We start from the raw sequence: 21,996 nt of genomic DNA, 5'->3' as shown, positions 1-21,996 counted from the left end.
GCGCGAGGCGAGGGCGGCTTCTTCAGCTTCCTGGGCGACTCGCCCGCGACGATTGAGGTGGTGGAGGGGGACGCGCGCATCTCCCTGGAGCGCGAGCTGGAGCGGGGCGAGCCCGGCAAGTTCGACGTGCTGGCGTTGGATGTCTTCTCCTCGGACTCCGTCCCGGTGCACCTGCTCACCGAGGAAGCCTTGGCCCTGTACAAGCAGCACCTGGCCCCGCACGGCGTGCTGGCGCTGCACATCAGCAACGTGCACCTGGACCTGGTGCCGGTGACGCTGTCGCACGCGCGCCGCCTGGGCATGTACGCGGCCTTCGTCTTCCACGACACGCAAGGGGACGCGCTGCGCAGCAACTGGATGCTGCTCAGTCCAGACCGCGAGTTCTCCTGGGGCCCCACCTTCACCCGAGCCACCGCGCGCGTGCGCCGCCTGGGGCTGCGCGAAGAGCAGGCCTTCGCCTGGACGGATGACCGCAGCAGCGTGCTGCGGGTGCTGCGCCAGATTGGCCCCGATAAGAACGTCCTGGATGTGGAGGCGCCCTCGGGACCGCCGAAGGTGCCTCCGGCCCGACCCGCGCCGAAGTGACTCAGGCGCGCGAGGTCGGGTCCGGCTCGCGTCGCGTCCACCCCGTGTCAGCGCCCCGTTCGTCCGGGGCGCATCGCAGGTCTGCTCAGCCTGGCGGCCAGAGGAGCGGCCGACCGGCCAGCAGGTGCAGATGGATGTGGAACACCGTCTGCCCGGCGTCGCGGTGGGTGTTCATCACCACCCGGTACCCGTTGCTGTCGTGGCCCCGCTCCTTGGCCAGCTTGGCCGCGGCCACGAAGAGGTGGCCCACCGCCGCCTCGTCCTCCGCGGTGATGTCGTTCACCGTGGCGATGTGCTTGCGCGGGATGAACAGGACGTGCGTGGGAGCCTGAGGGTTGATGTCCTCGAAGGCCAGGCAGGCGTCGTCCTTGTAGACGACCTTGGCCGGGATGAGGCCGTCTCGAATCTTGCAGAAGAGGCAGTCGGACATGGGCCGGGGCTTAGCAATGCGCGGGGCGGGGGGAAATGGCCTCGGCGCTCATTGTTGAGGTCCCAAGCGATTGCCCGGACGGCGGCCAGGCCTGCGCTCGGGTGGGCTATCGGGGGTAGAGGTGGGGGACGACATGCCAGGTGGGCACTTCGCCTCAAAAGGTCCCACCGGTGATATTCCAGGCCCCGACGATGAAATCCATCCGCATCTCCCAGCTCATCGAGGACCACGACTACGACTTGCGCCTCACGCTCATCGCGGGCGCGAGCGGGCTGACGCGGACGGTGGACTCGTCGCGCATCCAGAAGCCGGGGCTGGCGCTGGCGGGCTTCACCGAGCACCTCCACCCCCACCGGGTCCAGGTGTTCGGAAACACCGAGATTTCCTACCTGGCCACCCTGCCGGAGTCGCGGCAGCGGGAGGCGCTCTCCAAGCTCTTCGAGGAAGAGGACCTGGCGTGCGTCGTGGTGACGAAGGAGCTGGAGATTCCGCCTGTCCTGGTGACGGCGTGTGAGTCTGGCGGCCTGGCGCTGATGAAGACGCCGCTGCTCTCCAGCGAGTTCATCACCCGGGTGCAGTCCTTCCTGGAGGAGGCGCTCACCGAATCCAGCAGCCTGCACGGCGTGCTGATGGATGTCTTCGGCGTGGGCATCCTGCTGCTCGGCAAGAGCGGCATCGGCAAGAGCGAGATTGCCCTGGACCTGGTGATGCGGGCCCACCGGCTGGTGGCGGACGACATCGTCGACGTCACCCGGCGCAAGGGGGCCGTCTACGGCGCGGGCAACCCGGTCATCAAGCACCACATGGAGATTCGGGGCCTGGGCATCATCAACATCAAGGACCTGTTCGGCGTGGCGGCGGTGCGCGAGCAGAAGAAAATCGAGCTCGTCATCGAGCTGCAGGAATGGGACCCCCATCAGGAGTACGACCGACTGGGCGTGGAGGACAAACATCTACAGATTGTGGGTGTGGACATCCCGCTGTCGGTGGTACCCGTGCGTCCAGGCCGTAACATGGCGACCATCATCGAGGTGGCCGCCCGCAACCAGTTGCTGAAGCTTCAGGGCCACCACTCGGCAAGAGAGTTCGCCGAGCGGCTCAACCGAGCCATCGCCGAAGGGGCGATGCGCCGCACCCTGGGAGAAGAGGTCGAGTGACCGCGCCCGCGAAACAGTTGGTCGTCATCACCGGCATGTCCGGCTCCGGCAAGTCCACCGCCATCCGTGCGTTGGAGGACTCGGGGTTCTTCTGCATCGACAACCTGCCGGTGCTGCTGCTGCCCAAGCTCACGGAGCTGGCTGGTGGGGGCAACATCGAGCGCATGGCGCTGGTGATGGACGTGCGCGAGGGCGTGTTCCTCAAGGACGCCCCCCGGGTGCTGGACGAGGTCCGCCGCGCCGGGCACCACGTGGAGGTGCTCTTCCTCGACTCGAGCGACGACAGCCTCATCCGTCGCTTCAGCGAGACGCGCCGCCGCCACCCGCTGGCGCCCAACGGCACCGTGGCGGACGGCATCAAGGCGGAGCGCCAGGAGCTGCGTGACTTGCGCGAAATCGCCGACCAGGTCATCGACTCGTCGGTGCTGAACGTGCACGACTTGAAGCGCATGGTGCAGGCGCGCTTCAGCCCGGAGCCCGCGGCGGGGCCGAGCCTGTCGGTGATGTCGTTCGGTTACCGGTACGGGGTGCCGCCGCAGGCGGACCTGGTGCTGGACGTGCGCTTCCTGCCCAACCCGTACTTCGTCCCGGAGATGAAGGGGCTGACGGGCAAGGTGCCCAAGGTGGCCGCGTACGTGCTGGACCGCGAGGAGGCGCAGCAGTTCCTCGAGAAGGTCGTGGACCTGTGCCGCTTCCTCTTCCCTCGCTACCAGAAGGAGGGGAAGGCGTACCTCACGGTGGCGCTGGGGTGTACGGGTGGCAAGCACCGCTCCGTGGCCATCGCCGCCGAGCTGACCAAGCGGCTGGCCGACGAGAACACCCGCGTTCAGCTCTGGGACCGCGACATCGAGAAAGAGTAGCGCGTGGCGTCCCTGACCCTGCTTCTGCTCTCGCTCGGGGTGGCGATGGACGCCACCGCCGTGTCCAGCGGCATGGCCATTCGTGGCGCGCGTCCGCCGGATGTCCTCAAGCTGGCGCTGACGTTCGGCCTGTTCCAGTTCGGCATGTCCCTGGGCGGTGCGCTCGGGGGCAGCGTCATCCTCACGCACTTCGCCGCGGTGGACCATTGGATTGCCTTCGGGCTGCTCGCGCTCGTGGGCGGGCACATGATTTGGGAAGCGTTCTCCCATGACGAGGAGACGCGGGCCGCCACTGGCATTCCGCTGCCCATGTTGCTGACGCTCGGCGTGGCCACCAGCATCGACGCGCTCGCCGTCGGCGTGACGCTGCCCGCGTTGGACTTGAGCATCCTCCTGTCCACGGGCCTCATCGGCGTGCTGACCTTCGTGCTGTCCATCCTCGGCGCCTGGGCTGGCAAGCGGCTGGGAGAGCGCTTCGGCACCCGCATCGAAATTCTCGGCGGCCTGGTGCTCATCGGCATCGGCCTGAAGACGCTCGTCGAGCACCTGACCGCGTAGGCCTCCTGGCGGTGGGCTCGCGGCCTCCGTCCGAGGCTGTCCCTCATGCGACACCTCGCCCTCCTACCTCATGCATGCGTCATGATTGCGAAGTGACTCATGACGCGCCATGCTGAGAGTCCGTAGCGCGGATTCCCACTGGAGGCGTGGATGTCCCTTCCCCTGACTCGGCACTTCCACGTGGCCATCGCGGGCAGCGGGTTCGGCGGCCTGGGGATGGCCATCCGGCTCAAGCAGGAGGGGCTGGAGGACTTCGTCGTCTTCGAGCGCGCGGAGGACGTGGGCGGCGTCTGGCGGGACAACGCGTATCCGGGGTGTGCGTGCGATGTGCCCTCGCACCTGTACTCGTTCTCCTTCGCGCCGAACCCGAAGTGGTCCCGGGCGTACTCGCCCCAGGCGGAGATTCACGCGTACCTGCGCGACTGCGCGGAGCGGTTCGGCGTGTTGCCTCACGTGCGCTTCCGTCACGCCGTGGAGGATGCGCGCTGGGATGACGAGGCGGGGCACTGGCGCCTCCAGACGTCGGAGGGGCTCTTCACGGCGGATGTCTTCATCCTCGCGGCGGGAGCCTTCGGCGAGCCCGTGCAGCCCGCGCTCCCGGGGCTGGAGCGCTTCCAGGGCAAGGTGATGCACTCGGCGCGGTGGGACCGTGACTACGCGCTTGCGGGGCGCAAGGTGGCGGTGGTGGGCACGGGCGCGTCCGCCATCCAGTTCGTCCCGGCCATTCAACCCAAGGTGGAGCGGCTGGTCCTCTTCCAGCGCACGCCGCCGTGGATTCTGCCGCGCAAGGACCACGCGATTGCGGGCTGGAAGCAGTGGCTGTACGCGCGGGTTCCGGGGGCGCGGTGGTTGATGCGCGCGGGCATCTACGCGGTGAAGGAGCTGTCCGCGCTGGCCTTCATGAATCCGTGGATCATCCGCCTGGCGCAGCGGGGGGCGTGGCGGCACCTGAAGCGGTCCGTGAGAGACCCGGTGCTGCGCGCGAAGCTGCTTCCTGGCTACACCATGGGCTGCAAGCGGGTGCTCGTGTCGGACGACTACCTGCCGGCGCTGACGCGGCAGAACGTCGAGGTCGTCACGGAGGGGCTCCAGGAGGTGCGTGAGCACTCCGTCGTGACGACGTCGGGCGTGGAGCATCCGGTGGACACGCTCATCTTCGGCACGGGCTTCCAGATAACGGAGCCGGCCTTCGCCCGGCACATCCGGGGGCGTGACGGGCGCACCCTGGCGGAGACGTGGGCGGGGAGCATGAAGGCGCACCTGGGGACGTCGGTGAGCGGGTTCCCCAACTTCTTCATGTTGCTGGGGCCGAACACGGGGCTGGGGCACACCTCCGTCATCCTGATGATTGAGAGCCAACTGGCGCACGTGCTCAGCGCGCTGCGCTACCTGGAGGGCAGGGGGCTGGCGGCGGTGGAGCCGACGGCGGACGCGCAGGAGGCGTTCGTTCGCGAGGTCGACACGCGGATGGCCCGGACGGTGTGGATGCGGGGCGGGTGTGTGAGCTGGTACCTGGATGCCACGGGGCGCAATTCGACGCTGTGGCCGGGCTTCACGTTTGATTACAGACGCCGCGTCTCCGCCTTCGAGCCGACGGAGTACGTCGCCTTCGCCCGGCGTGGGCGCGCGAATTCAAGGGCCGGGGCGAGTCCCCGGAAGCTGGCACATGGCTGATGAGACGACGCTCACCTTCCTGGAGCGACTGGAGTACCGGGTCGCTCGCGCGCTGTTCCGCCTGCCACCGGGGATGCTGGTGCGACTGTCCGGCAAGCCGCCGGTGACCCATGAGGGGCTCTGCCTTCATCCCGAGGTCCAGCTCCTGCTCTCGTTGCGCGAGCGCCGGGGTGTGCCCCAGAAGTCCTCGCAGCCGCTGTCCGAGGCACGAAGGCGGTTGTGGCGCGAGGCGCTCATGCACGCGGGCGAGCCGGAGCCCGTGGCGTCGGTGACGTCCCGGGTGCTGGAGACGAGGCACGGCCCGCTGCGGGCGCGTCACTATGTCCCCCTGGGGGACTCACGGCGACGGCCGCTGCTGGTGTTCTTCCATGGCGGTGGTTTCGTGATGGGGGATTTGGACACGCATGACGCCCCGTGCCGGCGGCTGTGTCGCCATGCGGACGTGCACGTGCTCTCCATCGAGTATCGGCTGGCGCCCGAGCATCCCTTCCCCGCGGGGGTGGAGGACGCGCTCGCCGCGTTCGACTGGGCGCTGGAGCACGCGGAGGAGCTGGGTGCGGACCCGGGGCGGGTGGCGGTGGGTGGAGACAGCGCGGGCGGAAACCTGGCGGCGGTCGTTGCGCAGCACGCGGTGCGCGAGGGCACGCGCAAGCCGGTGCTCCAGTTCCTGCTGTATCCCACGCTGGACCGCACGGGGGACTGGGGCTCGCTGTCGCACTTCGCGGAGGGCTTCTTCCTCACGCGCGCGGACATCGACTGGTACCAGGAGCGCTACATGACGGGCAGCGGGACGCCCCTGTCGGACCCTCGCGTCTCGCCGTTGCGCGAGAAGACGCTGTCCGGAGGGCCTCCGGCGCTCATCGTCACCGCGGGGTTCGACCCGTTGCGGGACGAGGCGGAGGCGTACGCGGTGGCGCTGCGGGAGGCGGGGACACCCACCACGCTGCGCCGCTTCGATGGGCTGGTGCATGCGTTCGCCAACATGTCGGGACTGAGTCGGGCCTGCCGGGACGCGACGGTGGAGCTCGCGCTGCTGCTGCGACGAATACTCGACGAGGTGGAGTCGGGTGGCGCGCGAAACGGAGCCAACACATGAAGACGGTGAAGGACAAGGTCGCGGCAATCACGGGCGCGGGCTCGGGCATTGGCCGGGCGACGGCCGTGCTGCTGGCGAAGCAGGGCTGCCACGTCGCGATATCGGACGTGAATGTCCAGGGGCTCTCCGAGACGGAGACGCAGTGTCGCGCGCACGGTGTTCGCGTCCGGGTGGATCGGGTGGATGTCGCGAAGCGCGAGCAGGTGCACGCCTGGGCGGACGAGGTGGCGCGGGAGTTCGGCGCTGTCCACATCATCGTGAACAACGCGGGCGTGGCGTTGGGCGCCACCATCGAGGACACCCGATACGAGGACTTCGAGTGGCTGATGAACATCAACTTCTGGGGCGTGGTGTATGGGACGAAGGCGTTCCTGCCGCACCTGAAGGCGGTGGATGAGGGGCACATCGTCAATGTGTCGAGTGTCTTTGGACTGATTGGGGTGCCGACGCAGGCGGCGTACAACTCGGCGAAGTTCGCGGTGAAGGGCTTCACGGAGGCGCTGCGGCAGGAACTGGAGGTGGAGCCGGGGACCATCGGCGTCACCTGTGTGCACCCTGGGGGAATCAAGACGAACATCGCGCGCAATGCGCGGGTGACGCCTCGGGCGGGGTGGACGGACGAGCGGTCGTCGAGTGACTTCGAGAAGGCCTTCGCCACGACGCCGGAGCGGGCCGCGGAGGACATCGTCACGGCGATTCGGAAAAACCGGCGGCGGCAGCTCATCGGCGGGGACGCGGTGCTCATCGACCTGGTCCAGCGGTTGTTGCCGACCCTGTACCAGCGGGTGCTGGTGGCGGGGATGCGGCGGCGGCGGCGGAAGATGCTGAGTGCGGCGACATGAAGCGGACGCGCGTGAAGGACTCGCGGCGCGCGACGAAGGAGGCACCTTCGAGGACGCGTCGGCCGGCGTCGAGAGAGAAGGCGCGGGGGAGGGTGACGCCGCTCTCGCGGCGACTGGAGGTGCCCTCGCGGGCGACGCCGCAGGACCTCTTCGCCCTGGCGATGCGGTGGTGGAGCGAGGGTGAGCGGTTCGACATCGGCCGGATGGCGCAGGAACTGGGCGTCAGTCGGGCGACGGTGTTCCGCTGGGCGGGGACGCGGGAGTTGCTCTACGGCGAGGTGTTGTCCTTTCGGTTCGAGGCCGCGCTCACCGCCGCGAGGAGCGAGTTCCAGGGGAACGGGCCGGCGTATGTGGCGGAGGTCACCCAGCGCCTCATCCACTTGATTGTCGAGGACGCGTCGCTGCGGCGCTTCATCCAGCAGGACTCCGAATACGCCATGCGCGTGCTGATGTCGAAGAGCAGCCGCGTGGAGGAGCGCTGCGCGGCGAGCATCCGGAGAGCGCTGGAGGAGGGCGTGAGAGACCGGCACCTCCGTCCGGCGATGAGCCTGGACGCGCTGTCGAACGTCATCGTCCGGGTGGGGCAGTTCTTCCTGTACCGGGATGCGCTGACGGGAGACCCGCCGGATGTACAGGCCGCCATCACCGCGACGTTGATTCTGCTCACAGCTGAAGCAGGGGACGCGCGGTGGAACAGGCGGTGACGATGTGGCGTGAAGCGGGCGTCAGGGGATGACGGGACGCGTGAGTGAGGCCAGGGCACTCCGCGACAGAGCGTCGTGCCTGCCGCGGAGAGTGCGGCACTACCTCCAGACGCCGTTGCAGCACGAGGCGTAACACTGGCCGCTGGCGACACAGGCCTTGCCAGCGAAGGGGCCACCCATGCAGCGGCCATTGACCTTGGCGGAGCAACCCGTGGTCCCATCGTCCGGGTAGTACTGCCCATCGGCGTACGTCACCCCACGGTACGTGCACGTCTGGCAGGACTTCGTGACGCCGTCACAGGTGGCGAAGCCCGTGGGGCCATTCTGCGCCGAGCAGGTGGACGTGCCACTGCACGTCAGGGTCGTACAACTCCCGCAGACGGCCGTGGCGGTACAGGCAGCCAACTCCGAATCGGTGGACAATCCCTCGGAGGACTCGTCGAACTGACTCGATTCCTCGACAGGCGCGGAGGGTTGCGTGGGGCTAGGCTCGGAGCCGCAGGCGGACAGGAGCGCCGAAAGTAGGGCAGTGGTGAAGAGAGTGCGGCCAGTTCGCGACATGACGGGAGGCCTTCCAGGACACCCTCAGTGGGTGCCCATGTAGGTGTGGATGGAGACAGCGGACAAAGACGGTCCGTCGCCTGCTGTCGCTCCAGGTACACCCCATCGGTCGGCCTTGCGTCCGTCGGTCCAGGATGGTGGACGGGCGCTGTGACGGAATCAAATGAGAGGCCTCAAAAATCGCGAGTGCTCTTCAAAATGCAACTGTCCATCTCATGATTTTGAATGGCTAAAGCACTTGTATTGCAAAAATTGAATGGGCTTTACTCACTTGTGCAGCGCGAGCCCCTTCACGGCCTTTTCCACCTGCCTGCGTTCACCCCGCAGCGCCAGGCCCACGAAGTCGAAGTCCTCGGGGTTCTCCGCGCGGAACGCGGCCCGATTATCCGTGTCGTCGCCCGTGGTGAACATCGCGGCTACGTAGACAGCGCTCGTCAACCCGCGCTCCACGGCAACCCGGTGTGCGGCCTGGAGATGCTCCCGCGTGGCGCTGAACACGAGCATCGGCTGACCCAGGAGCCGGCTGTACTTCCTTCCCGTTGCGTCCTCATACGGCTCGCCAAGCATCTCCGGTGCGGATGCGGCCATTCCGGTCGCCAGGAAGGCGGTGACGTTCAGCTTCTGCCAGACGGCGAGGTCTTCGCGGATGACGATGGCGATCTTGGTCGTGAACAGCTCGGGCATGGAGGTCTCCTCTGTCGCCGTTCATCCTCGACAGGGGAGCGCTCCAGGTCTGGAACGTTCGTGCACATCGCGCGGTAGGCGGCGGGAGTCAGTCCATACGCCCGCCGGAACCACCGGCCCAGGTGACTCTGGTCCGCGAAGCCCACCGCCGCCGCGACACTCGCGGGTGTCTCTCCCTTCGCCAGTCGCCCTCGTGCCGCCGCGAGACGAAGCTGCACCAGGTACGCATGTGGCGGCAGCCCATAGGCCGCGCGGAACGCTCGCGAGAGCTGGAAGCGATTCGCTCCGCACTCCCGTGCCAGCTCCTCCAGCCCCAGGTCCTCCTCCATCCTCGCTCGCAGGAACTCCCGCGCCCGACGAGCGGACCGGTGCGCCGCCTCTCCCAGTCGAGTCACCACCGACGCCCCGAGCTGTGGGTTGAGCGCCGCCGCCAGCTCCTCCAGCGCTTCGTCCCGCGCCAGCCGCGAGCCCGTCCCGCGCAGTCGCCAGAACGCCCGTTGGATGTGGGCCGCCAACCGAGGCTCCTCCGTGAGCGTCGCCCGGAAACCCGGTCCCTGTGCCACTCCACGCCAATCCGCCACCCGCTCACACGCCCGAGCAAGCCACGACGGCTCCAGGTAGAGCATCAGGTACGTGAAGCCCGTCTCACCCCGGGCATGCCCGTCGTGCGTCTCTCCGGGTTCAATCAGGATGACCCGCCCTGGGGTGCTCCGGTGCAGGGCCCGCCGACACGAGAACTCCTGGAGCCCTTGTTCCGTCACTCCCACGAGGTACGCGTCGTGGAAGTGAGGGTCATACGCATGGCCCGCGAAGTGCGCCCGGATGCTCTCGATGCCCGTTGCCTCGTCACGCGCCACGTCTACCCAGTCCCGCTCGAGTCGGAACGCTGGGGAGCAGCTCGGACAGGACGGACGCGCACCGGACATCTCGCGCGCAACCCTAACACCGCGCCCGGGCACAGGCCCGCTCCCCGGAAGCAGGGAAGCGGGCCCCAGGCTCGGAGTCGGCGGTGCGCGCGCGGCCGGCCCGCGGCTCTTGTGCTGCTGGCCCGCGTTGTTGGCATGGAACCCGGTGGGGTCTGGACGCTCCCGTCCAGTCGAGTGTTTCCTTCAATGGGCTTGAGCCGCACGGTTCGGGCTCTGTGTTGATGACCCGGAGGGGGCACGTCTTGCGCCTGCTGACCTTGGGAGTGTTCTGGGGCGTGGCCTTCCTTGTCATGGGCTGTGGCCGCGTCTCGCGAGTGGTTCGTCTGGAGACGGGGCGTGAGGAGGTGGTCACCTTTGTCTCGTCCCCCGCGAAGGCGGTGGTGATTGCTCCTGACGACTTCAAGGAGGCAATGGGGGGACTGGCCAGGGACGTTCGGCCTGCTTCTTCACCGAGTCTCTTCGCTCACCGACTGCTGGCGAGTGCCTCGCGAGATGGCCGACAGCCGAACACGCGAGGGCACTTGAGGTTGGTGTCCGGGGGCATCGCGGACTCGCGGCGGATGGTGGAGAACGATAGGACTGAGGGGGCGGGCTTCGCGCTGACGCGTGAGTACCGGAGATGGTGTGAGAGGAAGGGGACGCCCGGTGATTGCCTGAGCCTGCTTGTCAGTTCGCCCACCCTGGATGAAGAGGGACGGCGCACCCTGGCCCTCTCCATTGCGTTGGATTCGGTGTGGTCCGAGACGGCCGAATCTCTCGATGCCATGACGGACCCGGGTGCGGTTCGAACGGCGATTGTCACCTCCATGGCCGTGTACCTGACGCTGTGGTTGCTGCCAGAGCCGGTGTCGAAGGGGGTGGCAGCCGTCCTGACAGCAAGCCTCATCGCCTGGTTGGGCATCGACTCGGTGTGGGGGCTCATCGGCGGGTGGCTCCGCCTGACGGATGCGGTGAAGAACGCCACGACCTTTGACGAGGTGAGCGTGGCCGGCGAGCGGTATGGCGAGGTGATGGGTGCCAATGCCGCGCGCATCTTCGTCATGCTCGCCACCGCCGCCATGGGTAGCACCGTAGGGCTCGCCATGAAGGTACCAACACTCCCTGGCTACTCCCAAGCAGCGCAGGTCGCTGCTCGGCAGGGTGGTTTCCAGTTGTCGTCCGTGGCCCAGGTGGGAGCGGTCGCCATCTCGGAGGGGGCGCTCACCATTGCTCTCGCGCCCGGTGCGCTGGCCATGTCGGCGAGTCATCAGTCAGGAGGCGGTGGATTCAGCAACAGCGGCGTTCCACGCGGCGAGGCAGAAGCTCGGACGCTTCCGTCAGAAGCTCCCGACCCGAATGCGACTCCCAGTGGTTACAGGCCACGCATCTCCCCGGAAGATGACAAGGCAACCCTCCGCTCCTTGATGAGAGAGAACGAATCCGCTGATCTTCTCGCGAGAGCGGGCTTCAAGGTCGAACAACGACCACAGGTCGCTGGAACCACCAGAAAGCCTGACTTCCGAGTCGAGGGACGTGTTTTCGACAACTACGCTCCGAGCACATCGAACCCACGGAACATCTGGGCGGTCGTCAACGACACGAAGGTCAATCCCACAGGGAAGTCGATGCAGGCCGACAGAATTGTTCTCAACCTGAGAGATAGCGGTGTGGACCTCACGGCGTTGAAGCGGCAATTCACCGAGTGGCCGATGCCCAACCTCAAGGAGGTGCTCGTCATCTCGCGAGAGGGCGGTATCGTTCCCTTCTGGCCGTAGCCCGGGAGTCAGCACATGTCGCTGGACTACAACTTCCGCATCGCCACCACGCTGGAGCCCGAGAGGGTGCTCTCGGTCGTTCTCGAAGCCCTGGGGCTGCGCCGAGGTACTGGTGCCTCGGGCGAGGAAATCGCGGGGCCAGGGTTTCTTCTCGCTGCCGGGAATGTTGCGCCGTCGAGCAGGGAGATGGTGGCAGAGGCGCTGGGGTTCTCCCCCTCCGTTGACCTCCAGTTCTGGCTGGATGAAGGCCAACGGCACGCCGCGATGACCGCCATGCTCCAAGGCGTACTTGCTGTGCTGCGCGAGGTTCGAGGCGACGCGACGCTCCTGTTCGGAGGCGACACCGTCCTGCTCCTCCGTCGCGAGGGACAACTGGTCCTCGATTCAGGGACAGGCGCCTGGACGCCCGAGCGTCTGGCGTTCGCGGTCGTACCGTACGAGATGCGGGAGTTGCCCTCGCTGTAGCGACGGCTCGGAGGCCCGTGGCCTGGGCACAGGCCCGCTCCCCTCAAAGCAGGGAAGCGGGCCCAGGCCTCACGGCTAGTTCGTCGTGAAGTACAGGTTGTCCAGCAGCAGTGCGTTGCCCGAAGGCCCGCCGCCCGCGATGAACACGAAGGGCGACAGCACCGCGCCCATGCTCACTCCCGCCGCGGAGAAGTCCGACAGCGGAATGGCCAGGTGGTGCCACTGCCCGTCATTCACATACCCATACTTCGCCACGTCGAGCTGCACGCCCTCCGTGTCGCTCATCCCAATCTTCACCGAGGAGAACCCCGGGTCCGACGAGTTGAGGCTCACGTGCAGCGTCTTCCACGCGTCCAGGTTGTGGCCCGTATCCCAGTGGATGCCGAAGCCCAGCCACCCCTTGCCCGCGTGGACGATGCGGTCCGCCGTCTTCCCCTCGATGCGCGTGTTCGAGGCCTCAATCGTGACGGTGCCCTCGTACAGGTAGAGGTGCGTGTCCACGTCGTTGATGATGATCTCCTCGGACCGCCCGCCCTCGTAGAAGCCCACGAACAGGCGCCGCTGGCCCGCCTCGAACGGGAACGGCCCCGGGAGCACCTCGTCCTGGGGATTCGACCCGGCGTCATCCTGCGAGGACGGCTGGTGGTTCTCGTAGTCGTTGGCGCCCGGGTCGGGCCGGCACGCCGCCAACGTCAGCAACAGCACTCCCAGGGTCCGCTTCATGGCCGCACCGCCCTTTCACCACCACTCGTGGTCCGCACCAGCACCCAGCCGCCCGTCACCGTCCCACCCATCTCCACGATGGCCTTGTAGGACGGCGTCAACAGCTCGTAGGGAATCGTCCCCGTCGAGTCGTACGTCACCGCGTCCGGGAAGTTGTCGAGGACCGACTGGTACGAACGGATGGCCATGTCCCGCACCACCGGCAGGTCCTCCTGGCGGGCCAGTCCGTTCTGGTACACGCCGAGCAGGTTGAGGCCGACGTAGTACTGCGCCTCGCCATACGGCCCTCGCGCGAGCACGGTGGCCCACGAGTAGAAAGCCGCCACCGGCCCCGCGTTCGCCTGGAGCACCCACTTCGTCTCCGTCCCCGGCGTCGAGTCCGCGAACGGATTGTTCGGGTCGTCCAGGATGGCGGTGCTCGGATACACGCCCATGGCCGGATCGTGGACCGCGAGCGTCAGGTCCTCCAGCGACTCGCCATAGACATAGCTCGCGCGGTCATAACACCCGAAGGTGCTCAAGGCCGCGAGGAGCACGAGACACGTCCTCATACGTCGTCCCTCAGAGCGAAAGGATTGCATACGCACCCACCTCGTATTCGCGGCCCTTGAGTCCCTCGGCGATGGCCATCGTGCTCATGCCCTCCGAGTACTCGTCCAGCATGCGCACCAACCCTCGCAGACCGAAGCGCGTGGACACCGCGCCCAGCACCGGCCGCTTCAGCCCGTAGGACACGTCGCCTCCGAACTGCACCGGATACGTGAGGTTGAACACGCGGTGGTAGTCGTACGGACCCCAGTCGTTGAACCGCAGCTGCGTGGCCAGCAGCAGCGTGTCGTACAGCACGTTGGCGTCCAGGCCGAAGCGGCGCACCTGCCGCGCGTCCTCGCCTCCGGACTGCACGCTGCCCACGAAGGCCGTGCCGTACAGCTTCAGCCGCTGCGAGGGGTTGCCCACCATGCGCAGCGTCGTCTCCCACTCGTCGCGCGCCGGCGGCGCCCCGGCGAAGGCCACCGCGCTGCCGTCCGCGAGGATGGCGATGCTCGCATCCCGTGACGTCGGCTGTCGGCGGTACACCAGGTCCAGGCCCGCGGCGAACGGAGCGTCCTCGCGCATCTCCCGGTCCCACGCCCAGAACCACGTCCCCGGCGTCGGGTCGAAGGTGATGAGCAGCTCCGCGCCCAGCGTCTCGCGGTTGTCGAGGACGGTGAACGCGTCCTGCAACACGTTGCGCGCGCGCACCGCCGGGAAGTACGTGCCCGAGTCCTGGTCGAACGTGTCGGGGATGTTCGGGTTCGGTCCGATGAGCGGCTTCTGGTACAGCACGTTCGGAGCCACCTCGATGGTGCCCAGCTGGAAGGCCGCGCCCGCCTGCGCGCCGAAGTGGTTGCCGCGTCCGCTCTCCCGCAGGCTCCAGCCCGTCAGGACGATGCTCGGCTCGGGACCGCCGTCAGCCACCAGCCCGCGGAACGAGCCCTGGGCGTACAGCCGCACGCCGCCCAGGTCATACGTGGCCCGCGCCTTCGCGCCGAGCGTGTCGAGGAACTGCACCTCGTCGCGCAGCACCTCCTGGCCCGTGCCCATGTAGCTGGCGCCGCCCTTCGACTCGCGCGTCCAGGTGAACTCTTCACCAATACGCTGGGGCGCGGCCAGGATGCCGCCGATGTCGAGCGCCAGCGGACCCTTGTTCCACTCGAAGGTCAGCGCCGTGCGACGCGCCACGCGCTCGCGGATGACGGAGGCCGTCTGCTGCGTGGCACCCCGGGCGATGTCCTCCTGGTGCACCAGCGTCAGCGCCATGTCCCCGAAGCCCTTGCGGTACTTGGCGACGATGGACGGGTTGGCGCCCCAGTACAGCTCCGGACCCACCGCCAGCTTGAAGCCCTCGAAGGAGCGCTTGCCGCTGAGCACCACGCCGAAGGGCGCGTTGCCGTGGTAGATGTCGATGTTCGGCCCGTAGTTGGCCTCGCGGTACAGGCCGAAGAAGTCGCCCTCCTCGCCCCAGTGGTAGTGGCCGACGCGGTAGTAGCCCTCCAGCGCGAAGTCCGCGCGGTCCAGCTTGAACTCCGCCTGGTACAGCGCGAAGCGGTCGAAGCCCGACACGCCCGGCTGGGACACGCCCGGTGTCGGCGAGCCCGTCGTCGGAGTCGTCGGCGTCGGCGTGGTGCCCCGGTTCTCGTAGAAGAGGTTGTTGAGGCGGTTGGTGGCCACGTTGCCCACCACGTTGAACGACGCGCGGCCGTACACACCCGTCGCCGGCTGGACCGCCAGGTCGAAGAAGATGGACTCCGTGTGGTCCGCCGTCGTCAGGTTGGGCCGAGTCGTCGCGATGCTCCCGCGTGACAGCGAGCTGTCCATGACCAGGCGCAGGTTGGACACGCGCACCATGCTGAGCTCCTCCGTCTTCGCCAGAGCGATGGAGGACTCGTAGCTCTTCGACATGTCGGAGGGACGCAGGGCGGAGAAGTGCGCGTGGATGCGGTCCAGGTCCGTGTCCGCCGCGTACGGGTCCAGGCGGAAGGCCGCCTGCAACATGTAGTAGGCCGTGCGCGGTTGGATGCGGGAGATGCCCGCGTCGTCCGGCTGGCCCAGCGCGCAGATGCCGAACCACTCCTCGTTCATGTTGTTCTGGCCGGGCACGAAGTCCGCCGCGTAGCCGCCGTTGGGCCACGACGCCGTCGTGTCGTGCAGGGAGAGGTTGGCCTCCTGGCCCATCTTCCACCAGCCATCCACCCACTGGAACACGAAGCCGCCCAGCGCGTTGCCCACGCGGCCCTGGCCGTACGTCTGCGTGTAGATTTCCTCCCACTGCTGGCGCAGGTACTCGGCCTGGGACAGGTGGTCCTCACGGCCGTCCCGCGCGTTGAAGGCGTCCGCGCCGAACTCCGAGAAGAGCACCGGCTTGTCCACCTTGCGCAGCACCTCGTCGAACAAGTCCCGGACGCTGGGGCCCCGGTAGACGTTGGCGCCGAAGATGTCGATGTCCATGGCGTGCTTGGCGACCAGGTCGATGTACTGGAGGTCGCCGTTGGCCAGGGCCACCGGGTGGTTGACGTCACGGGCCTTGATGGTCCGCGCCGCCTCGCCCATCAGCGTGTAGAGGTGCTCCGCGCGCGCGGCGTCCTCCTGGCCCGGCAGCGCCTCGATTTCGTAGCTGGTCCAGTGCAGGCCGTAGTTGTTCTCGTTGCCGAGCAGCCACATCAGCACGCCCGGAACGCCCCGGTACACCTCCACCTTCTTCGCCAGCTCCTCCAGCAGCGCCTTGCGGTGCGTGGCGTTGGAGTAGTCGATGTTCGGCACGAAGGCGCCGTTGACGGTGGCGCCGTAGCGGCCCATCAGCGGGTTCACCACGGTGGTGATGCCGTAGTTCTTGAAGATGAACTCCACCCAGCGCGGGGGGATGTCGTCGAACTGGCGGATGGAGTTGACGCCCATGTCGCGCAGCAGCGTCATCTCCCGCGCCAGCACCGCGCGCACGAAGTCGTCGGGCTGGTTCCAGAGCGAGTAGCGGTAGTTCTCTCCAATGGGCGTGTAGCCCCAGTTCATGCCGCGCAGCAGGAAGTCGCGGCCGTCCACCTTCAGCTTGAAACCACGCTCGTCATGCTGAATCTTGACGACGGTGGCCTGCTCCGCGCCCGCGCTCACGTCCACGGGCTGCAGGGTGAGGGGCTGGGGCGCGGGAGACGGCGTCGGGCTCGGAGGACCCGAGGGCGTCGTCGTGGTGGCGGCGGGAGGCGCGCCACCCGGGGGAGAGGCGGCCGGCGGCGTCGACTCCACCGGCGCCGTTTGAGGTTGGGCCCCGCCGGGCTGGACGGGCTGCGCGTCCTGCCCGGCATGGACGGGGGCCTGATACAGCGCCACCGCGAGGAGGGGTGCGAGGAGCAGGGTTCTCACGCGGCCAGCTCCACATCCAGCCCGTTCTGGGCCACCACGGCGCGGTACAGGTGCGCGCTGTCCTTGGCGATGCGCTTCTGCGTGGCGTAGTCCACGTACACCATGCCGAAGCGCTTCTGATAGCCGTAGGCCCACTCGAAGTTGTCCAGCAGCGACCACGCGAAGTAGCCCTTGAGCGGCACGCCCTGATTGATGGCCTCCAGCGAGGCCTCCAGGTGCGAGCGCAGGTAGTGCACGCGCTTGGCGTCCCTCACGCGGCCATCCGCGTCCGGCGTGGTGCCGTAGGCGGCCCCGTTCTCCGTGACGTAGAGGTCGCCCGGCTTGTAGTCCTGGTGCAGCCGCACCAGCAGCTGCGTGAGCCCGTGGGGCGACACCTCCCAGTCCATCTCCGTCTTCTCGGAGCTGACGTGGACGGTGCGAGGCGCGTTCTGCGCCTCGGGGATGCGGTCGCTGCGGATGACGCCGCGGTTGTAGTAGTTGACCCCCAGGAAATCGAGGGGGACGGCGATGTCCGTCAGGTCACCCTGGCGCACGAAGGGCAGCGTGTCCGACTTGAGTCGCCCCTCGGCGACATGGTCGTCAATCACGTCGCGCGGGTAGCCCTTGCCGTAGAGCGGGTCCAGGTACCAGCGGTTGAAGCCACCGTCGAAGGAGCGGCACGCGTCGTGGTCCTCCTTGCTGGGCGACGCGGGCTCCGCGGGCACCAGGTTGAGGGTGATGCCGACCTCCGCCTTGGGCACGTTGGAGCGGATGACGGGGACGGCCTGACCGTGCGACAGCAGCACGTGGTGGGCCGTGGCCAGCGCCTGGCCCCAGTCCTTGATGCCGGGCGCATGCTCGCCGTTGGCGTACCCCAGCACGCTGATGCACCAGGGCTCGTTGTGCGTAATCCACCGCGACACCCGGTCCCCGAGCTTCTGGCTCACCGCGTCCGCGTACTCGACGAACGCGCTCACCGTGTCGCGCGAGGCCCAGCCGCCCTTGTCCTGGAGCGCCTGCGGCAAGTCCCAGTGGTACAGCGTGACGGCGGGGTCGATTCCCGCCTCCAGCAGTCCGTCGACCAGCCGCGAGTAGAAGTCGAGTCCAGCGGTGTTCACCTTGCCGCGTCCGACAGGGAGCACGCGCGGCCAGGCGATGGAGAAGCGATACGACTTCAACCCCATCCAGCGCATCAGCTCCACGTCCTCGCGCCAGCGGTTGTAGTGGTCGCAGGCGACGTTGCCGTTGGTTCCGTCGGCGATTTTACCGGGCGTGGCGGCGAACCGGTCCCAGATGGACTCACCGCGCCCGTCGGCGTCGGTGGCTCCTTCAATCTGGTACGAGGAGGTGGCCACACCCCACACGAAGTCATGAGGAAACTGCCGCATCGTCAGGGACTCCTTTCGAGGACTCGAGATGGCAGCGGACGTGGTGCTCCGCGGCCGGAAGGTGAAAGGGAGGAAGCGCCTCGTGGCACCGCACGTCGGCGTGAGGACAGCGGGGCGCGAAGGCACACCCCAGGGGGGGCGCGGGCGTGGTCGCCACCCGCGCGGGAAGGGGCGTGCGCAGGAAGTCCGCGCCATCCGGCACCGCGGACAACAGCAGCCGCGTGTACGGGTGACGCGGCGCCTGGAGCACGTCGCTGGTGCGGCCCGTCTCCACGACGGAGCCCGCGTAGAGCACCAGCACGCGGTCCGCCAGGTGACGGGCGCTCGCCAAATCATGGGTGATGAAGAGGATGCCGATGCCGCGCTCGCGCGTCAGGCCCTTGAGCAGCTGGAGCACACCCCGCCGCGTGGACACGTCCAGCATGGAGGTGGGCTCGTCCGCGATGATGACGTCGGGCTCCACCGCCAGCGCCCGAGCCACGGCCACGCGCTGACGCTGGCCGCCAGACAGCTCGTGCGGATAGCGCTTCGCCAGCTGCTCCGCGGGCGTCAGGCCCACCGACTCCAGCAGCGCATGCACCCGCCGCGTCAGCTCCACGCCGCGCGCGCGCCCGTGGCGCACCAGCGAGCGCTCCAGGTGGTAGGCCACCGTGTGCACCGGGTTGAGCGAGGCGAACGGGTCCTGGAACACCATCTGCACGCGGCCCCGGTAGGCCAGCGACGCGGCGCCGCCCTCGTGGGCGAGCACGTTCTCTCCGCTGAGGAGGATGTCGCCCGAGTCCGGCGTGTCCAGCCGCGCCAGGAGGCGGGCCAGCGTGGACTTGCCGCTGCCGGACTCACCGACGAGCGCGAGGATTTCTCCGCGCTCCAGCGAGAAGGACACGTCCGTCAGCACCTTGCGGCGCGCGTGGGACAGGAAGCCTCCCACGGGGAAGCTCCGGTTCAGCCGCGCGGCTTCCAGCAGGGGAGGGCTCATCGACGACCTCCGGGCAGTGCGGCGAGCGGGGACTTCAGCGCGCTGGCGGCCTGCTCCAGCACGTCGGGCGTGGGCGCCTGCGTGTCGGTGGCGCCCAGGTGCGGGAAGGACGACAGCAACAGGCGCGTGTACGGGTGACGGGCGTCCGTGCGCAGCCGCTGCGCGGTGTCCACCTCCACCAGCTTGCCGGCCTGGAGGATGCCCACGCGGTCCGACAGCGCGAGCAGCAGCGGCAGGTCATGGGTGATGAAGAGGACGGCGAAGCCCAGCCGCGCCTTCAGCTCCAGCACGCGCTGGAGCAGCTCCTTCTGCACCACCACGTCGAGCGCGGTGGTGGGCTCGTCCATCACCACCAGCCGGGGCTCCAGGGCCAGGGCCAGGGCGATGCCCACGCGCTGGCGCATGCCTCCGGAGAGCTGGTGGGGCCAGGCGTTCACCAGCTCGGGCTTCAGGCCCACCATCGTCAGCAGCTCGCGGCCCCGCGCGTACGAGGACGCGCGTGAGGCTCCACCGTGGGCGGCGAGCGTGTCGTGGAACTGCTCGCCCAGCGTGAGCACCGGGTTGAGCGCGCTCATCGCGCTCTGGAACACCATGGACACACGGCTCCACCTGAAGGCGCGCAGCGCCTCCGGCGACAACGCGGTGACGTCCGTTCCGTCGAAGTGGATGCTTCCCTGGGTGATGGCCGCTGAAGAGGGCAACAGGCGCAACAGCGCGTAGCCCAGCGTGGACTTGCCGCTGCCGGACTCGCCCGCCAGGCCGAACACCTCGCCCGGAGCGATGTCCAGGGACACCTGGTCCACCACGCGGGAGGGGCCCGCCTGCGTCATGTACTCGATGCTCAGCTCGCGCACGCTCAACAGCGCGCCGGGCGTGGCGGCTTCCTGTGCGGGCGTGGCGACGGCGCGCACCGCCGCGGTCTTGGGCGCCTTCGGAGGAGCGCGCAGCGAGGGGTTGGTCAGCTCGTCGATGGCGGAGCTGAGCAGCGTGAGCGAGAAGCCCACCAGCGCGATGCACATGCCCGTGGGGACGAAGATCCACCAGGAGCGCGTCAGGAGCGCCGCGTCGTTGCCGGCCCAGTAGAGGTTGGTGCCCCACGTCACCGAGCCCACGTCGCCCAGGCCGAGGAACTCCAGGCCCACCTGCGCGCCCACGGCGTACAGCGTGTTGCCGATGAACGACGAGGCCACCAGCGACGCCATGTTCGGCAAGAGCTCGCGGGTGACGATGCGCGCGTGGCTCTCTCCGGCGACGACGGCCGCCGCGACGAAGTCCCGGCCTCGCAGCGCCAGCGCCTCCGCGCGGAAGACGCGCGCGTTCCAGGCCCAGCCCGCGAAGGTGAGCACCACCACCATGCGGAACGGACCGGACGGCAGGTACGCGCCCAGGACGATGGCCAGCGGCAGGCCGGGGATGACCAGGAAGATGTTGGTGGTGAGCGTCAGCGCGTCATCCACGCGGCGCCCCAGGTAGCCGGCGGTGATGCCCACCAGCGCGCCCACCAGCGTGACGAGCGCGCCCACCGCGAAGCCGATGGCCAGCGTCTCGCGCGCGCCCACCACCGTCTGCGCGAGCACGTCCTGTCCCTGGCCCGTGGTGCCGAACCAGTGGGCACTCGAGGGCGGCTGGTGCGGCTGGCCCACCAGCTCCGTGGGGTCCATCACCAGCCACGGGCCCACCAGCGCGAGCACGAGGAAGCCCAGGAGGATGGCGCCTCCCACCGCCGCCTTGCGCTGGCGGAGCAGGCGTCGAAGGGTCTCACGCATGGGCGCGGGTCCTCGGGTCCAGCCAGAGGCAGAGCAGGTCCACGGCGAAGTTCGCGGCGAGCACCGCCAGCGTGATGACCAGGAAGAGCCCCTGCATCAGCGGGTAGTCCTGGTTGCGCACCGCGAGGATGAGCAGGTAGCCGGTGCCCGGATACGAGAAGACGATTTCCGTCAGCAGCGAGCCGCTCAGCACGAAGCCCAGCGCCATGCCGAAGCCCGTGACGTTAGGTAGAAGCGCGTTGCGCGCCGCATAGCGCAGCATCACCTGGCGCGGCGGCAGGCCCTTGGCGTGCGCCAGCCGCAGCGTGTCCGTGCCCAGCACGGCCACCATGGTGTTGCGCATGCTCAGCATCCACCCGCCGAGCGTGGCCACGACGATGGAAGTCGCCGGCAGCACCGCGTGCCGTCCCACGTCCGCGATGAACGTGAGCGTCGCCCCGGGCTCCACGTCGTGCGAGTACGCGTGGCGCAGCGGGAACCAGCCCAGCCCGAAGCCGAAGAGGTACAGCGCCAGCATGGCCAGCCAGAAGTAGGGAAAGGCCCCCAGGAAGGCGAGCGCGGGCGCCAGCGCGGAGTCCAGCCAGCCGCCCCGGTTCCACGCGGCCAGCACGCCCAGCATCGTCCCCACCGCGAAGCTGATGATGACCGCGCACCCGGCCAGCCCCAGCGTCCACAACAGGCCCGTGCCGATGACCTCCGACACGGGCGACGGGTAGTACGCGTACGACAGGCCCAAATCGCCCGTGAGCAGGTGCTTCAGGTACGTGAAGTACTGGAGGTGCAACGGCGCATCCGTGAAGCCGAAGGCCGTCTTCAAAGCGACGAGCGCCTCGGGGGAGATGCGGCCCTCGAAGCGGGCGAACATCGCCGTGGCCGGGTCTCCGGGCGCGAGCCTCGGGATGACGAAGTTCATCGTCAACGAGGCCCACGCCGCGAGCAGGTAGAAGCCGAGCCTGCGGAGCACGTAGCGCATG

Annotated in this window: 20 protein-coding genes and 1 pseudogene; 10 read left to right on the top strand and 11 right to left on the bottom strand. The window is 68.4% G+C overall.

Annotated features, from left to right (window positions below):
• Nucleotides 1-585, top strand: a pseudogene (locus ACN469_RS32140) (ferrichrome ABC transporter permease); the annotation flags it as partial.
• Between the two features lie 85 nt (nt 586-670).
• Here the strand turns inward: ACN469_RS32140 and ACN469_RS32135 are convergent.
• Complete coding sequence (locus ACN469_RS32135; RefSeq protein WP_498774126.1) at nt 671-1,015, bottom strand: histidine triad nucleotide-binding protein; 345 nt, start codon at nt 1,013-1,015, stop codon at nt 671-673.
• Nucleotides 1,016-1,206: 191 nt separating this feature from the next.
• Between ACN469_RS32135 and hprK the strand changes: the two genes are divergently transcribed.
• The 7 genes from hprK to ACN469_RS32100 all read left to right on the top strand — a co-directional run bounded on the left by hprK (nt 1,207) and on the right by ACN469_RS32100 (nt 7,906).
• The gene (hprK, locus tag ACN469_RS32130) at nt 1,207-2,172 is read left to right on the top strand and encodes an HPr(Ser) kinase/phosphatase (protein ID WP_498774124.1); all 966 of its coding nucleotides are present in this window, start codon (nt 1,207-1,209) and stop codon (nt 2,170-2,172) included.
• Entirely contained in the window at nt 2,169-3,032 is an 864-nt protein-coding gene (gene rapZ / locus ACN469_RS32125) for an RNase adapter RapZ (protein WP_498774122.1), read from the top strand. Before hprK ends, rapZ begins: the two co-directional genes overlap by 4 nt.
• Before the next feature lie 3 nt (nt 3,033-3,035).
• Nucleotides 3,036-3,590, top strand: a complete 555-nt coding sequence (locus ACN469_RS32120; protein ID WP_498774120.1) for a manganese efflux pump MntP — start codon at nt 3,036-3,038, stop codon at nt 3,588-3,590.
• 150 nt (nt 3,591-3,740) lie between these two features.
• On the top strand, nt 3,741-5,264 hold the full coding sequence (locus ACN469_RS32115; RefSeq protein WP_498774118.1) for a flavin-containing monooxygenase: 1,524 nt from the start codon (nt 3,741-3,743) through the stop codon (nt 5,262-5,264).
• Nucleotides 5,257-6,360 (top strand): alpha/beta hydrolase, encoded by a 1,104-nt coding sequence (locus ACN469_RS32110; protein ID WP_498774116.1) that lies wholly within the window; start codon nt 5,257-5,259, stop codon nt 6,358-6,360. The genes ACN469_RS32115 and ACN469_RS32110 overlap by 8 nt, the downstream gene beginning before the upstream one ends.
• Nucleotides 6,357-7,202 carry an SDR family NAD(P)-dependent oxidoreductase gene (locus tag ACN469_RS32105; RefSeq protein WP_498774114.1) on the top strand — a complete coding sequence of 282 codons (846 nt, stop codon included), beginning with the start codon at nt 6,357-6,359 and terminating at the stop codon, nt 7,200-7,202. The genes ACN469_RS32110 and ACN469_RS32105 overlap by 4 nt, the downstream gene beginning before the upstream one ends.
• The gene (locus ACN469_RS32100; protein WP_498774112.1) at nt 7,199-7,906 is read left to right on the top strand and encodes a QsdR family transcriptional regulator; all 708 of its coding nucleotides are present in this window, start codon (nt 7,199-7,201) and stop codon (nt 7,904-7,906) included. Before ACN469_RS32105 ends, ACN469_RS32100 begins: the two co-directional genes overlap by 4 nt.
• A 99-nt stretch (nt 7,907-8,005) precedes the next feature.
• On the opposite strand, the gene ACN469_RS32095 is transcribed toward ACN469_RS32100, so the two are convergent.
• From ACN469_RS32095 to ACN469_RS32085, 3 genes are all read right to left on the bottom strand, one after another.
• A complete protein-coding gene (locus ACN469_RS32095; RefSeq protein WP_498774110.1) occupies nt 8,006-8,329 on the bottom strand; it encodes a hypothetical protein in 324 nt (107 codons plus the stop codon).
• 405 nt (nt 8,330-8,734) lie between these two features.
• A complete protein-coding gene (locus tag ACN469_RS32090; RefSeq protein ID WP_498774108.1) occupies nt 8,735-9,151 on the bottom strand; it encodes a DUF2000 family protein in 417 nt (138 codons plus the stop codon).
• Complete coding sequence (locus ACN469_RS32085; RefSeq protein ID WP_498774106.1) at nt 9,082-10,008, bottom strand: AraC family ligand binding domain-containing protein; 927 nt, start codon at nt 10,006-10,008, stop codon at nt 9,082-9,084. The genes ACN469_RS32090 and ACN469_RS32085 overlap by 70 nt, the downstream gene beginning before the upstream one ends.
• Before the next feature lie 290 nt (nt 10,009-10,298).
• On the opposite strand from ACN469_RS32085, the gene sitA5 reads away from it, so the two are divergent.
• Both sitA5 and ACN469_RS32075 read left to right on the top strand, forming a co-directional pair.
• On the top strand, nt 10,299-11,831 hold the full coding sequence (gene sitA5 / locus ACN469_RS32080; RefSeq protein ID WP_498774145.1) for a SitA5 family polymorphic toxin: 1,533 nt from the start codon (nt 10,299-10,301) through the stop codon (nt 11,829-11,831).
• A gap of 15 nt (nt 11,832-11,846) precedes the next feature.
• Nucleotides 11,847-12,296 (top strand): SitI3 family protein, encoded by a 450-nt coding sequence (locus tag ACN469_RS32075; RefSeq protein WP_498774104.1) that lies wholly within the window; start codon nt 11,847-11,849, stop codon nt 12,294-12,296.
• Between the two features lie 75 nt (nt 12,297-12,371).
• Here the strand turns inward: ACN469_RS32075 and ACN469_RS32070 are convergent, their stop codons facing one another.
• The 7 genes from ACN469_RS32070 to ACN469_RS32040 are packed head-to-tail and all read right to left on the bottom strand — an operon-like array spanning nt 12,372 to nt 21,995.
• Nucleotides 12,372-13,019 carry a hypothetical protein gene (locus ACN469_RS32070; RefSeq protein WP_498774103.1) on the bottom strand — a complete coding sequence of 216 codons (648 nt, stop codon included), beginning with the start codon at nt 13,017-13,019 and terminating at the stop codon, nt 12,372-12,374.
• Entirely contained in the window at nt 13,016-13,570 is a 555-nt protein-coding gene (locus tag ACN469_RS32065; RefSeq protein ID WP_498774102.1) for a hypothetical protein, read from the bottom strand. Before ACN469_RS32065 ends, ACN469_RS32070 begins: the two co-directional genes overlap by 4 nt.
• Nucleotides 13,571-13,580: 10 nt before the next feature.
• On the bottom strand, nt 13,581-16,913 hold the full coding sequence (locus ACN469_RS32060) for a glycoside hydrolase 5 family protein (protein ID WP_498774101.1): 3,333 nt from the start codon (nt 16,911-16,913) through the stop codon (nt 13,581-13,583).
• On the bottom strand, nt 16,910-18,280 hold the full coding sequence (locus ACN469_RS32055) for a GH1 family beta-glucosidase (RefSeq protein ID WP_498774100.1): 1,371 nt from the start codon (nt 18,278-18,280) through the stop codon (nt 16,910-16,912). Before ACN469_RS32055 ends, ACN469_RS32060 begins: the two co-directional genes overlap by 4 nt.
• Nucleotides 18,261-19,256 (bottom strand): ABC transporter ATP-binding protein, encoded by a 996-nt coding sequence (locus tag ACN469_RS32050; RefSeq protein ID WP_498774099.1) that lies wholly within the window; start codon nt 19,254-19,256, stop codon nt 18,261-18,263. Before ACN469_RS32050 ends, ACN469_RS32055 begins: the two co-directional genes overlap by 20 nt.
• A complete protein-coding gene (locus ACN469_RS32045; protein ID WP_498774097.1) occupies nt 19,253-21,022 on the bottom strand; it encodes a dipeptide/oligopeptide/nickel ABC transporter permease/ATP-binding protein in 1,770 nt (589 codons plus the stop codon). The genes ACN469_RS32050 and ACN469_RS32045 overlap by 4 nt, the downstream gene beginning before the upstream one ends.
• The gene (locus tag ACN469_RS32040) at nt 21,015-21,995 is read right to left on the bottom strand and encodes an ABC transporter permease (RefSeq protein ID WP_498774095.1); all 981 of its coding nucleotides are present in this window, start codon (nt 21,993-21,995) and stop codon (nt 21,015-21,017) included. Before ACN469_RS32040 ends, ACN469_RS32045 begins: the two co-directional genes overlap by 8 nt.
• Nucleotide 21,996: the final 1 nt, after the last annotated feature.

The sequence above is a fragment of the Corallococcus terminator genome, from assembly GCF_049194865.1.
Taxonomy (GTDB): Bacteria; Myxococcota; Myxococcia; order Myxococcales; family Myxococcaceae; genus Myxococcus; species Myxococcus terminator_A.
Note: the sequence above shows the minus strand (reverse complement) of the source record. Positions and strands in the feature narration are given on the sequence as shown.